Source organism: Psychrobacter sp. KFRI-CH2-11 (genome assembly GCF_038239325.1).
Classification (GTDB): Bacteria; Pseudomonadota; Gammaproteobacteria; order Pseudomonadales; family Moraxellaceae; genus Psychrobacter; species Psychrobacter celer.
Window position 1 is genome coordinate 233029 of the sequence record NZ_CP151283.1, and the last position, 12466, is coordinate 245494.

13 protein-coding genes are annotated in these 12466 nt (G+C 46.2%); 6 read left to right on the top strand and 7 right to left on the bottom strand.

All coding sequences use genetic code 11. The features are described 5' to 3' along the window. Nucleotides 1–179: 179 nt before the first annotated feature. The 5 genes from tatC to AADH33_RS01030 all read right to left on the bottom strand — a co-directional run bounded on the left by tatC (nucleotide 180) and on the right by AADH33_RS01030 (nucleotide 3804). Complete coding sequence (tatC, locus tag AADH33_RS01010) at nucleotides 180–1052, bottom strand: twin-arginine translocase subunit TatC (RefSeq protein WP_348549272.1); 873 nt, start codon at nucleotides 1050–1052, stop codon at nucleotides 180–182. Continuing rightward, nucleotides 1052–1675 carry a Sec-independent protein translocase protein TatB gene (gene tatB / locus AADH33_RS01015; protein WP_348549273.1) on the bottom strand — a complete coding sequence of 208 codons (624 nt, stop codon included), beginning with the start codon at nucleotides 1673–1675 and terminating at the stop codon, nucleotides 1052–1054. The genes tatC and tatB overlap by 1 nt, the downstream gene beginning before the upstream one ends. Nucleotides 1676–1737: 62 nt before the next feature. After that, nucleotides 1738–2004: a Sec-independent protein translocase subunit TatA gene (tatA, locus tag AADH33_RS01020; protein WP_075101935.1), complete on the bottom strand. Its 267-nt coding sequence runs from the start codon at nucleotides 2002–2004 to the stop codon at nucleotides 1738–1740. A 400-nt stretch (nucleotides 2005–2404) separates the two neighbouring features. Then, nucleotides 2405–3247 carry a bifunctional phosphoribosyl-AMP cyclohydrolase/phosphoribosyl-ATP diphosphatase HisIE gene (gene hisIE / locus AADH33_RS01025; RefSeq protein WP_348549274.1) on the bottom strand — a complete coding sequence of 281 codons (843 nt, stop codon included), beginning with the start codon at nucleotides 3245–3247 and terminating at the stop codon, nucleotides 2405–2407. A 125-nt stretch (nucleotides 3248–3372) separates the two neighbouring features. Beyond that, complete coding sequence (locus AADH33_RS01030; RefSeq protein ID WP_348549275.1) at nucleotides 3373–3804, bottom strand: thioesterase family protein; 432 nt, start codon at nucleotides 3802–3804, stop codon at nucleotides 3373–3375. Between the two features lie 497 nt (nucleotides 3805–4301). Between AADH33_RS01030 and rpmI the strand changes: the two genes are divergently transcribed. The 5 genes from rpmI to AADH33_RS01055 all read left to right on the top strand — a co-directional run bounded on the left by rpmI (nucleotide 4302) and on the right by AADH33_RS01055 (nucleotide 9431). After that, entirely contained in the window at nucleotides 4302–4499 is a 198-nt protein-coding gene (gene rpmI / locus AADH33_RS01035; RefSeq protein WP_011281253.1) for a 50S ribosomal protein L35, read from the top strand. A gap of 131 nt (nucleotides 4500–4630) precedes the next feature. Continuing rightward, nucleotides 4631–4987, top strand: coding sequence for a 50S ribosomal protein L20 (rplT, locus tag AADH33_RS01040; RefSeq protein ID WP_075101938.1), 357 nt, complete (start codon nucleotides 4631–4633; stop codon nucleotides 4985–4987). Nucleotides 4988–5311: 324 nt separating this feature from the next. Further along, nucleotides 5312–6367 carry a phenylalanine--tRNA ligase subunit alpha gene (gene pheS / locus AADH33_RS01045; RefSeq protein ID WP_317052841.1) on the top strand — a complete coding sequence of 352 codons (1056 nt, stop codon included), beginning with the start codon at nucleotides 5312–5314 and terminating at the stop codon, nucleotides 6365–6367. A 102-nt stretch (nucleotides 6368–6469) separates the two neighbouring features. Then, complete coding sequence (gene pheT, locus AADH33_RS01050) at nucleotides 6470–8887, top strand: phenylalanine--tRNA ligase subunit beta (protein ID WP_348549276.1); 2418 nt, start codon at nucleotides 6470–6472, stop codon at nucleotides 8885–8887. 244 nt (nucleotides 8888–9131) lie between these two features. Next, nucleotides 9132–9431, top strand: a complete 300-nt coding sequence (locus tag AADH33_RS01055) for an integration host factor subunit alpha (RefSeq protein ID WP_075101941.1) — start codon at nucleotides 9132–9134, stop codon at nucleotides 9429–9431. A 224-nt stretch (nucleotides 9432–9655) separates the two neighbouring features. Here the strand turns inward: AADH33_RS01055 and AADH33_RS01060 are convergent, their stop codons facing one another. Continuing rightward, nucleotides 9656–10015 carry a hypothetical protein gene (locus AADH33_RS01060; RefSeq protein ID WP_075101942.1) on the bottom strand — a complete coding sequence of 120 codons (360 nt, stop codon included), beginning with the start codon at nucleotides 10013–10015 and terminating at the stop codon, nucleotides 9656–9658. A 589-nt stretch (nucleotides 10016–10604) separates the two neighbouring features. On the opposite strand from AADH33_RS01060, the gene AADH33_RS01065 reads away from it, so the two are divergent. After that, nucleotides 10605–11492, top strand: coding sequence for a KPN_02809 family neutral zinc metallopeptidase (locus AADH33_RS01065; RefSeq protein ID WP_274631969.1), 888 nt, complete (start codon nucleotides 10605–10607; stop codon nucleotides 11490–11492). Between the two features lie 468 nt (nucleotides 11493–11960). Here AADH33_RS01065 and AADH33_RS01070 read toward each other — a convergent pair whose 3' ends face one another. Further along, on the bottom strand, nucleotides 11961–12200 hold the full coding sequence (locus tag AADH33_RS01070; RefSeq protein ID WP_075101944.1) for a hypothetical protein: 240 nt from the start codon (nucleotides 12198–12200) through the stop codon (nucleotides 11961–11963). Nucleotides 12201–12466: the final 266 nt, after the last annotated feature.

Sequence of the window (12466 nt, forward strand, 5' to 3'; positions counted from 1 at the left end):
GCGGACAAACAAGAAAGGACAACAGCTATAAGGGCAAAGCCATAGGGTCGAAAACCATAAAGGCAAAAAAAGCCACTGCATAAACAATGGCTGGCGATGAGGTCGATGGCGCTTGTCAAATACCGATAGTCGTCAGGGGCGTAGCTTATCATCAACGGCGTTGTTTGTTGCCCAAGGTATTACCTTTTATCAAGTTGACTCTCATTTGCCAAAGCAGGGCGGCGCTCTTCTTTAATCAAAATCTTCGCCAAAAACAGCCCCAGCTCAAACAGCAGCCACATCGGAAAAGCCAGCATCAACATCGACACCCCATCAGGCGGTGTCACCACGGCCGCGATTGCAAAGCAGCCAACGATGATATAACGGCGTTTATCCTCTAAGCTGTCAATGGAGACGATGCCGGCCAATATCAACAGCAAGGTGACGACTGGTATCTCAAAGGTCAAGCCAAATACCATAAAAAGCTTTAATGCAAAGCTCAAATAACTGTCGATATCTGTCATGGGTAAGACGTTTTGCGGCGCAAAGGTAATAAAGAATTTCAAAACCCCTTTGAGCACAATAAAATAAGAAAACGCCACCCCAGCATAAAACAATACGATAGAAGACATCAGCACTGGAATGGCGACTTTTTTTTCTTTTTTGTACAGGCCTGGGGCGACAAATGACCAAATTTGATACAAGATATAAGGCATGGCCACAAAGGCGGCGACAAAGATACTCAAGCGTATCGGCGCCATAAAGTTTGAGGTGATATCGGTGGCAATCATTGTCGAGTTGGCAGGCAACTGCGCGACCAATGGGTCCGATAACAGGTTATAAAGCTCGCGTGAAAACCCAACCAAGGCCAAAAATACCACCAGCACCGCCACGCATATTTTGATCAGATGACGGCGTAAATCAATGAGATGCTCGGTGATGGGCATATCGCCAAGCGAGCTTAACATATCCCCATCATCGCTATCATAAGCCATATCGGCTGAGCGGGTTTTTTCTGTTCCTGTATCACCGATTTTTTCTTGTCGGCTTTTTTTGCGTTTAAACAAATCCATCAGTCGGCCTCCTGCATCTGGGCAGACGCTTGTGAGGCGTTAGGATTGGCAGGCGCGCTATTTAATAGGATATCTGCTTGATAATTGGGGAGATAGGGGGCAGCGGGTAGGCGGCGTGCTTTATCATAATCACCGAGGCGAAACCACATGTTTTCCCAAGGTTTGGTCATGATGGGCGGTGCTGCTTGCTGAGCGATGCCGTCAGAAGGCTCATTATGCTCATAGGCGTGCGCAAATGCTGTTGCCACCTCAGGCTGCTCGTTTACGGTATTGCGCGCAGTATCATCGTTAATCACAGGCTGATGCTCTGCATGCGGATCGGCTGTTAGGGCGCGGTTCTGTGACGACTCAAACTCTTGCATACTGCCGCGCATCTCTGCCATTTCACGTCTCATCTCCGCCTCTGTCTGACGGATTTTTGCCAGCTCTTTTTGCATTTGTTGCCGAGTCTCGGCCAAGTCAAGCTCAGCCTCTATTTCCGATTGTAGAGTGGAGACAGTACGGCGAATTTTGGCATACCACTGCCCAGCCGTGCGCGCCGCTTGCGGCAGCTTTTCGGGGCCCAAGACGATCAAAGCAATCACGCCAAAGAGCAGTAATTCAGAAAACCCAATATCAAACATAATGGTGGATTGTCACTATCTGGATGCTAGCGGCATTATACCTAGCATAGTATTTGCTATGATCAATGATGCTTATCGTCAGTAGGGAGCGTGCTGCTATGCTCATCGACTTTATTAGGTGCTTGGCGCTCTGCTGGATGAGCTGCGCCGTCGTGATCGAGTACTACTTGCTTTTTGGCATGCTCAGCATTTTCGTCTTTGACTGCGTCTTTAAAGCCTTTGACCGCACCGCCCAAGTCTTTGCCGGCATTTCTAAGCTTTGAGGTGCCAAATACCACCACCACTACCACCAGTAATATCAGCCAATGCGTAATAGAAAAACTGCCCATAATGATATCCTTAATGTCTGAGACCTCATGTCTGAGATTTCTGAGTGTGAATGCTGCTCTTTAGTTGTTGACATCAGTATTGCCGCCACCGCGCTACTGTTATTTTATAGAATATTGATCTATTTGACAAAAATACAGACATAACGCTGACGTAAAAACACTATTATACCTTGCCGTTATGACAAAAAGGTGAAAGTCGCAACAATCACACAGAGTAAATAGGTAGTGGCACTTTTGTTTTCGACATATAGTCAATCCTAAATAAAACAGAGACATTATATATCAACGTGCAACTGGTCTAAAATTTTCCTTGCGTGCTGCGCCTACGCAGACAGAGGCTGCGAAAAACTTATTCCAGTCCTACTGTATCGTTTTTATACTGAACTCACTATATGATAGGTTATCTCGACGCTTTCTCATCGATGCCTGAGAGACCAAAGCGCCGGCCCAGCTCGTTTAAGATGGCGTCTGACTCGATATCAAACCATGCCAGCCCGACCAACGTATGAAACCACACGTCAGCCACTTCATAGATAAGTTCATGACGCGCGGCATCATAGTGTGCTTGATCGCCAGAAACGTCACAGATAGCCAAGTCTTTGGCGGCGATGATGCTCTCGGTGCTCTCTTCGCCCACCTTTTCTAATATCTTGTTTAGGCCTTTTGCGTACAAGCTTGCCACATAAGAGCTGTCGGCATCGGCGTGTTTGCGCTCTGCTAATACCTGATCTAATTGCTGTAAAATCAGGCGGGTATCGATCTTGATAGTTTCTTTTTTAGCAGTCCCTTTAGTGCTGGCATCGTGACGTTGGGGGTTAGAGACGGCTTCGGCCGCCGACGTAGACGCATAAATCTCTGCCGGATCTTTTAATACTTTATCCACCGTTTGCCATTGAGGCTGCGCGCCTGATAAGTCTAAACGCTGATAAAAACAAGACTCACGTCCTGTATGACAGGCGATGCCGCCCGCTTGTGTCACGCTCAGCACAATCACATCTGCATCGCAGTCTAAGCGGATATCATGGACTGTCTGGGTGTGACCTGACGATTCTCCTTTGTGCCATAACTGACCACGCGAGCGCGAAAAATACACCGCTGTCTTTGTCTCGGCGGTAAGCTGGAGGGCTTCGCTATTCATCCATGCCATCATGAGGATACGCCCAGATTTATGATCTTGAGCAATAGCGGGAATCAAACCATCAGCATTAAATTTTATGGCGGCAAGCCAAGCAGGTAAAGTCATAATATGTCTGTCTTGTGATGAGAAATAGGAAATAGATAGTTAGTGGGGCTGCGCTCGACCCTCTATGTGATATTTTGGCCTAATGGTGGTAGGGGTTCAGAGCGTCAAGGGCATCACAGCCTAAATCAATGCGGATATAGCGCCGCTTTTGTGTCTTTATCCAAGGCGGCGGTTTTGTTGAGGCGAAAATCGTAGTTGATAAAATGGATCCGTGCCTTTGCCACCACCTCGCCACCATACATACGCGATATTTTGATGATCATATGGCCGCCATTATCATACAGCGGCTCGACCCCCACCTCAAATAACAGCTCTTCGCGCGCCCGCACACGGCTATTGGTGGTTAGCTGTATGCCATCGATGATCAGTCCTCGATGGTCCGCATTGATCTCTTGTATACCTTTTGCATGCAAAAACCGATGCCGCGCCTCACAAACCAGAGCGGTCAACGCTTCAAACGAGATATGCTGACTCCTATCGATTTCAGTATGACGCACTCGCATCACTGTCTCAAATACAAATAGGCCGTCATCAAAGTCTAACTCTTGATTTGACACGTTATCTCCTAGAGTAATGGCAGGCAATGATGGGGGTTGCCAATCATGTTATAGGTGTACAGCGTCAGGACGGATTATGACCATAAAACGGATGGGCATAATACCGAGTCAATGGCTATCGTTACTGGCATACAATTCGTGCACGATAAGCAATCAAGCCAAACCTCTACTTAAGCACAGCTTTGTCTCACATTCAATCTATTTGCAAAAAAATCCCCGATTTATGACTCGACCTTATAAAGTATATCACCGTCTTTGTGGCGGGCTATTTGGCGGAGTGTAGGGGAGCCATAGTGATATGCGTTTACTAAAAGCGCTGGCTGTATAAACAGCTGAGCGCTTGGGCGAAAATTCACTTGGCAAAACAGGGCGCTATCTGCTAAAATAGCGCCTCCCACCTCGAGGCAAATAACAGTTTAGTGGTTGTTTTTAAAGCCACTATTTATGACTGACTATTTGACGACCAGGTTCTATCAAAGACAAAGAGGCAACTCATCATGAAAGTTAAGATGAAAACCAGAAGCGGTGCCGCTAAACGCTTCAAAAAAACAGCGAATGGCTTTAAGCGTAAGCAAGCCTTCAAAAGCCATATCTTGACCAAGAAATCAGCTAAGCGTATTCGCCAGTTGCGCGGTCTAAAGATGGTGGACAAGTCTGACGAAGCAGCAGTTCGTCGTATGTGCCCATACATCTAATAGCCTATGGTCACTTAGCTTTAATGTATTAAAGGTATTTGACTTTGCAATCTGATAACGATGTCTGGTATTCACTTATATAATGACATCGTGATTCGTTTAATAATGATTAAAAAATCTTGGAGTAATTTATGGCCCGTGTAAAACGTGGTGTACAGGCAAATCGCCGTCACAAAAAAATCTTAAAGCGTGCTAAAGGCTACTACGGTGCCCGTTCACGTGTTTACCGCGTAGCGGTACAGGCAGTGACCAAAGCTGGTCAATATGCTTATCGTGACCGTCGCAACAAAAAACGTACTTTCCGTCGTCTTTGGATCGCACGTATCAATGCTGGTGCTCGCATCAACGGCTTAAGCTATAGCCGCTTTATCAATGGCTTGAAAAAAGCAAACATCGCAATCGATCGTCGCGTCTTAGCTGACATCGCTATGCATGATGCAGCTACTTTCACCGCATTGGTCGAAAAAGCAAAAGCGGAATTGGCCTAAATATTACCCTTTCCGTTAGGTAGCCTGCTTTTTTAGCAAGTACCTAGATGGATCGGACTAATATTGATTAATAGTACGATATTAATAAAAGCTACCGCTGGTCGGTGGCTTTTTTTATAGTAAATTATTTTGGCGTCATCACTATTGCGGTCAAACACACGCATTTTTGCTAGATATATATGTCTACATATTCAAGCCATTAGCATCACTCATGATCATCGTGAGATAACCGAGCAAATGGTTTGCAATATTTGGTCAAATCCCTACAATTACCAAGCACCATACTTACTTAATAGTCCGTTTAAATCAGGAATAATGCGTCTTATGACTACCCCTGCTGCTATCACCGATTTGTCGGCGCTACCGACCTTGTCCTCAGAGCTTGATGAGCTAAATGAAGCACAGCTCAATGAGTTTGCCAGTGCTGCTGAAGCGCTAATTTTGCAAGTAAACGACGCGCGTACCTTACAAGACTTGCGTGTACAGCTAACGGGCAAAAAAAGCTCGCTTACCGGCTGGTCAAAACAGATGGGTAAGCTTGGTAGCGATGACAAAAAAACCTACGGCGGCTGGTTGCACAGTGTGCGTAGCCGTATCGGACAGGCGCTCACCGAGCAGCAGCAGCAGCTAGAAGTCGCTGCATTGAATGCCAAGCTTGCAAGCGAGAGTATCGATATCACCTTGCCGGCGCGCGGTGGTCAAAAAGGCCATTTGCATCCAGTGACGATGGTGACCCAGCGTATGCAGCAGTACTTTGTGCAGGCTGGTTTTAACGTCGCGACAGGCCCTGAAGTTGAGAGCGACTACTATAACTTTGAAGCGCTTAATATTCCCTCCCATCACCCTGCGCGCGCGATGCACGATACGTTTTATTTTGATGCGCACTACTTGCTGCGTACGCACACCAGTCCGGTACAGATTCGCACCATGGAAAAAAACGAGCCGCCGATTCGTATCATTTGCCCAGGCCGCGTCTATCGTAACGACTCAGACCAAACGCATTCGCCGATGTTTCACCAGCTAGAAGGGCTGATGGTGACCGAGTCGAGCACCTTTGCTGAGCTAAAGGGTTTGATCAGTGAGTTTTTAGAGGCGTTTTTTGCCAAAGAGTTGACTGTACGTTTTCGTCCGTCATTTTTCCCATTTACCGAGCCTTCAGCTGAAGTCGATATCCTCGATGACAATGGCAAATGGCTAGAGGTGATGGGCTGCGGTATGGTGCATCCGCAGGTGCTGACCAACTGCGGTATCGATAGCGATAAATACACCGGTTTTGCCTTTGGTATGGGTATTGAGCGCTTTGCCATGCTGTATTATGGCATCGATGACTTGCGTTTGTTTTTCCAAAATGACGTGCGCTTTTTAAAGCAATTTGGCTAGAGTGCTTTTTTTATATAAAAAGCGCGCCTTGTTGATATAACAAGTGTATGTGCCAAGCTTTACTCCAACATCTTTATTACAAAATTCTGATCCGAGATATTTATGAAAATTAGCGAACAGTGGCTACGTCAATGGGTGAACCCCAATAATACCAGCGAGCAATTGGCCGAACAGCTGACCATGGCAGGGCTTGAGATTGATGATCGCTTTGCCGTTGCCCGAGCCTTTAGCGGTGTGGTGGTCGGTGAGGTCATCAGTGTCGAGCCGCATCCTGATGCCGATAAGCTGCGCGTCACACAGGTAAATATTGGTGAGTCTGAGCCATTACAAATCGTCTGCGGCGCGCCGAATGTGACGGTTGGTATGAAAGCGCCTGTTGCTACCGTTGGTGCGGTACTGCCAAGTGATGATGCCAGTAATGGTAAATCGGGCTTTAAGATTAAAAAAAGTAAACTACGCGGCGTGGCCTCAAACGGCATGCTATGCGGTGCTTCTGAGATCGATCTGGTTGACGACATAGATGGCCTACTTGAGCTACCTGAAGATGCCCCAATTGGCACTGATATCCGTGACTACCTAGGTTTAGACAATCAAATACTCGATATCTCTATCACGCCAAACCGTGGCGACTGCTTTAGCGTCCGCGGTATTGCCCGTGAGATATCAGTGATCAATGATCTGCCGATGCAGCAGCCGGAGATTGCCACTGATGTAGCGATCACGGACAATGATGCAACGCCTGCGGTCACCGTTAGTGCCATTGAAGCGTGCCCACGCTATCTCTTACAATCAATCAGCAATATTGATCGCAGTATCGATACGCCAAAATGGATGGCTGATGCCTTGGTGCAGTCAGGACTACGCTCGCATAACTTTTTGGTGGATGTGACCAACTATGTATTGATGGAGCTTGGTCAACCATTACATGCGTTTGATGCCGATACCATTCAAGGTGATATCGTGGTGCGTTTGGCGCAGCCTGCAGAGACATTGACGCTACTAAATGAGCAAACCATTACCCTAACTGGTGATGAGCTGGTGATTGCCGATGATGAGGGCGTGCTTGCCTTAGCGGGAATCATGGGGGGTAAGCGCAGTAGCGTCACCGATAGCACCACCAATATTATTTTAGAAAGTGCGTTTTTCAATCCGTTGGCTATCGCGGCGCGCGCGCGTCGTTTTGGCTTGCATACCGATGCCTCACAGCGTTTTGAGCGCGGGGTAGACTTTGAGCTGCCAGCGCTTGCTTTGGCGCGTGCTGTTGATTTGATTACTAGTGTCACAAGCGGGCAAGCTGGGCAAATAGTAAAAGTAGAAAATAGCGAGCACTTGCCAGCCCGTACGCCGATTACCTTGCCAATCAGCAAAGTCCGTGAGGTCGTCGGTATCGAGATAGAGCCTGCGGTCATGGTGCGTATCTTAACCCAGCTGGGCTTTGAGGTCGTGCAGCAAGCAGAGAGTCTAATCTGTACGCCGCCGTCGTATCGTTTTGATATGAGTATTCGCGAGGATCTTATCGAAGAGATTGCCCGTATCTATGGTTATGACAATATTCCAAGCGTACTACCGCATCTGCAAGTCAGCATGGATTATGACGATACGGCTGATTTGACGCATGAGATGAAGCTGGCACTCGTCAATAATGGCTATATGGAAGCGATTAGTTTTAGCTTTAGTGATGCCAAACTTGAGACGCTACTTGATGATGAAGCGTTAGGTGAAGTGTTGGCATTGGCCAATCCGATCTCAAGCGATCTGGCGGTCATGCGCCGTACTTTGCTTTCAAGCTTGTTGCCTTGTGTACAATACAACCTCAATCGTCAGCAGCCGCGTGTACGTTTTTTTGAAACGGGTCTGAGCTTTGTCGGTCAGAGTGTCAGTGACTTGGTGCAGACGCCGAGCATGGCGCTGGTCGCAGTTGGCGATATTTGGGATGAACAAGCTTACCAAAACCGAGCTTTAGATTTTTATGATCTCAAGCACGATATCGAGCAGCTACTTCCAGCCCAAATCGATCGTGCGCGCGTACGCTATGAGCGCAGTCAGCTAGCGTTTTTGCACCCTGGTCAAAGCGCCAAGCTGTATATCGATGATATCTATGTCGGCTGGTTGGGTCAGCTGCATCCGAGCACCGCAAAACAGCTGGATCTGCCTGCCACTTGGGTTGCCCAGTTATCGCTTGCGCCGCTGCTTAACTTGGCCCGCGAGCAGCATGACATCACCACGCCAAGTAAGTTTCCACAAGTGCGCCGTGATATTGCTATTTTGGTAGATACCGAGATTAGCCTACAGACGCTAGAGTCGACGGTGCGCCGTGCTGCTGGAGCCTTGTTGAGTGATATGTGGTTATTTGATGTCTATCAAGGTGATAAAGTACCGACAGGTCAGCGCTCGCTCGCGTTTGCTCTGATATGGCAAGATGTGACACAAACCCTATCTGACGAGGCAGTAAAAATTGCCACTGATACAGTCGTTCACGCTTTGATTGAGCAGCATTCAGTACAGCTGCGTGACAGCTAACCTCTATACCCGAAACTGATAACGCATCATGGCCTTTTTTAATTAAAAGGCTGTGGTGTCTTATTTGTCAAAAAAATTATGATCGAGACGTTTTTTGTCTAAAAAATGGTAAGTAGTTATTAATAAAAGAGATTTTATAACGTCTATATTAAAAAGACCACAAAAAACCTTTATAATAACCGCTATCCCCTCATACCGCTAAACCATGATATTCGACATCACGACATAGCATAGGAGTCGTACTGTGAGCACTTTAACCAAATCTGACATGATTGAGCACTTGATGAGCCACCTAAACCTAACGCGCCAAGATAGCCGCTGTTTGGTAGAGCGCTTTTTTGAGGAATTGTCAGAGAGTTTGATTGATGGCAAAGAGGTCAAGCTTTCAGGCTTTGGCAACTTTGAGCTAAAAGACAAAAATAGCCGCCCTGGTCGCAATCCAAAGACAGGGGAGCCTGTTGCCGTATCTGCGCGCCGAGTGGTGACCTTTAAGACAGGTCAGAAATTTCGCCAGCAGGTTGATGAGCGTTTGTTTGATGCTTAGTCTTTGTCTATACACATAGGCCTGCTCAGAGAAAAAAGAACCAAAGATAATGCTGTTTAATAGGGACTCTTTTGGGTATCTCTTATCTACTAGCTTAGCACAAAAAATCGGTGTCCATCTAGTTAGCAGGCTATCCTGCTATCATTTTGCTTAAATAGCAGGTATAAAAAAAGAGAGCATAGGCTCTCTTTTTTACTACAGTGTTTATTGTATGACCAATAAAATTACTGAGCTTCTTCAACAACCACTTCGTCAGCTGCATCAACAGCGGCAGTGTCAGTTTCGCTAGCTACATCAACGCTAGTAGTAGTACCGTCTACAGGTACTTCAGCGTCCATTTCGTCAGTTGCAGTTGCAGCTTGTGCATCAGCGATGTCAGCTTCAGCTTCAGCAGCAGCAGCTTCTGCGTCAGCAGGTACAGCTTCGCCGTCAGCAGCAGCTTCGTTTAGCTCTTCTTGAGCGTCTTGTACTTCTTCTTGTGCGTCAGATAAATCTTCAGCAGCGTTTTCAGTGTTGCTGTCACAGGCAGTTAGGCCCATAGATGCAGTCATGATACCAGCTAGAGCAAGTAATTTAAGGTTCATAGTTGTTTCTCCGAAAAAATGAAATGAGCAGTAGTAGTAACAAAAGCCAAAAAAAAGGTCGAAATCTGATGTTTTTCAGAGTTCAACTAATCTTAGTTACAACTACTCAGCTTTCACGCATTCTATATGTTTTCTTTCTGAATGGAAAGAGGCTGTACAATTAAGTAACAATAAAATTGTAAATGTAATTTTACATCTCAAACCTCTCATCATCTCTTAGAAAATGACACAAAATAATATGCGTATAATCAATAAGATCGGCTTATTATAAAAGCATATTTGCTGTCTTGATATTCTTTAACTGTTGGTGTTGTGTAGTGCTTTCATTGAAGATGGCTGGTATTCGGTAATTGGCGTATTGCGGTCAGTAAATTTTACGATAACGTAATCAATTTCGGCGTTGTTTTTGTGCTGTATCTGCTAAAGGCTACTGATAGGCATATAAAAGTCATAAAACATAATAAGCAAAAAGCTTGGAGATACCGTAAAAGCTAGATGCGACAATGAGTCAGACAATAAAGACCTAAAAATACTTGTATAAATGGTCGATAGTATGATGGTATACATCATATATTTAAGGAGAGAAGGTATGAAGTGGCAAGGTAGGCGAGGTAGCTCAAACGTGCGCAGCAGTCGCGGCGGCGGTAAGATGATAGGGGGTGGTATCGGCGGTATTATTATCGCGGGTATTTTGTGGTTGGTTTTTGGGGTCAACCCCATGACGGCATTACAGACAGGGCAAGTGGTGGCAGGCGGTGGCGGTAGTACGGCGAGTGAGCCTGCCACCAGTGACGACCGCGATACGCAGTTTGTCAAAGTCGTATTGGCCGATACAGAAGACGTTTGGCATCAGATATTTAATGAAGCGGGCAGTACGTATCAAGAGCCGTCGCTCATATTGTTTAATGGTCAAGTCAGCTCTGCTTGTGGGAGTGCCAGCGCTGCAACAGGGCCATTTTATTGTCCGGGGGATCAAACCATTTATCTGGACACGTCGTTTTTTGTGGAAATGCGCCAAAACCTAGGTATCGCAGGCGATCAGCAAGGCTCAGGGGATCAAGATAACCAAGGTAAGGCAGGCGACTTTGCGCAAGCCTATGTGATATCGCACGAGGTGGGCCATCATGTGCAGACGTTGCTTGGTATCACTCAGCAGGTGAATGAGGCTGGTCGTCAAGTCAGCCGCGCACAGGCCAATAAACTGTCGGTCATGCAAGAGTTACAAGCGGACTGTTTTGCTGGGGTATGGGCGCAGCGCAATCAGGAGCGCGTACAGTTCTTAGAAGCAGGTGATATCGATGAGGCCATTAATGCTGCAGGCCAAATCGGTGATGATCGCCTCGCTCGCGCAAGCGGCGGCGCGGTTGTACCAGATAATTTTACGCATGGTACCAGCCAACAACGTGTGCAATGGTTTACCCGCGGTCTGCAGAGTGGCAATGTACAGGCATGTGATACCTTTAGTGGCGCTCTATAACGCTGATAGGTTAGAGTTGACGCACGCTAAAAAGTATATGACGTCACTGGTATAAACCTTCCTTATGTGTAGGGTCGTCTACGCGGCCAGTGGCGGTGCAACCTACATTTAAAGACAGTATCTGAGTCGCGCACTTAACGGTATCGTCCTTTTGTTTTGAGTTGACTATACTCAATTGAGCGACTTTTTAGCCATATATCTTGATTTAACCGTTGTTTAAAATAAAAAACCATGCCTGCTAATCGCAAAAGGCCTGCAATGATTGCAGACCTTTTGTTTGTCTTTACATACTATTTAGACAGCTTATTAGAAAACTCATATCAAAGTTCACATCATTGTCTTTTAAGCTCAAAGTGTCTTTACTTATCTAAGCTTAAAATACTCAGAAGGTATGTCTTTAAAAAGACTTATCTAACCAAACTGCTTGAAGTGTTGTCTAGAAGTGCTGTCTATCCGTTATAAACCAAATTATCTGGTTTGGTCTAGGATGTAAGCGCCAGCGCCACCAACAGCAGCACCGCCTAGTGCACCGCGAGCGATATCTTTACTGTCGCCGCCACTTCTGATCAAAGCGCCCGCTGCTGCGCCCGCTGCTGCACCTTTAGCGGTATTGCTCAAGCCAGAGTTGTAGCCATTGGTCGCACAGCCGCCCATGATCAAAGCAGAGCTAGTAATGGCAGTCATTGCGATAGTTTTAGCAAATTTCATAATATCACCTGTCAAATTATCAAGTTGGGTCAAAAGAAAAATACGAGATTTTTAGTGCTATGTGTTTGATATAGATAAACCATACCAAGCGAATCCAGCAATTATCTTAGAATAATCTGTATTGCTATCGCAAGACATAGGATTATATTAAGGATCGTCAATATCTCAATACGTGTACTGCTATCGTACCCGATAGCAGAGTATATCTATACTAACGCTTATAGTAACCCATCAATTCATCTCTAGGCGTAGTAAAAGCGCTAAGC

What these genes read in the sequence shown, in the direction of transcription:
- rpmI (WP_011281253.1), top strand. Translation starts at nt 4,302, where the DNA reads ATGAAAGTTAAGATGAAAACCAGAAGCGGTGCCGCTAAACGCTTCAAA.
- tatA (WP_075101935.1), bottom strand. Translation starts at nt 2,004, where the DNA reads ATGGGCAGTTTTTCTATTACGCATTGGCTGATATTACTGGTGGTAGTG.
- tatC (WP_348549272.1), bottom strand. Translation starts at nt 1,052, where the DNA reads ATGGATTTGTTTAAACGCAAAAAAAGCCGACAAGAAAAAATCGGTGAT.
- AADH33_RS01060 (WP_075101942.1), bottom strand. Translation starts at nt 10,015, where the DNA reads ATGAACCTTAAATTACTTGCTCTAGCTGGTATCATGACTGCATCTATG.
- AADH33_RS01065 (WP_274631969.1), top strand. Translation starts at nt 10,605, where the DNA reads ATGAAGTGGCAAGGTAGGCGAGGTAGCTCAAACGTGCGCAGCAGTCGC.
- pheS (WP_317052841.1), top strand. Translation starts at nt 5,312, where the DNA reads ATGACTACCCCTGCTGCTATCACCGATTTGTCGGCGCTACCGACCTTG.
- rplT (WP_075101938.1), top strand. Translation starts at nt 4,631, where the DNA reads ATGGCCCGTGTAAAACGTGGTGTACAGGCAAATCGCCGTCACAAAAAA.
- tatB (WP_348549273.1), bottom strand. Translation starts at nt 1,675, where the DNA reads ATGTTTGATATTGGGTTTTCTGAATTACTGCTCTTTGGCGTGATTGCT.
- hisIE (WP_348549274.1), bottom strand. Translation starts at nt 3,247, where the DNA reads ATGACTTTACCTGCTTGGCTTGCCGCCATAAAATTTAATGCTGATGGT.
- AADH33_RS01070 (WP_075101944.1), bottom strand. Translation starts at nt 12,200, where the DNA reads ATGAAATTTGCTAAAACTATCGCAATGACTGCCATTACTAGCTCTGCT.
- pheT (WP_348549276.1), top strand. Translation starts at nt 6,470, where the DNA reads ATGAAAATTAGCGAACAGTGGCTACGTCAATGGGTGAACCCCAATAAT.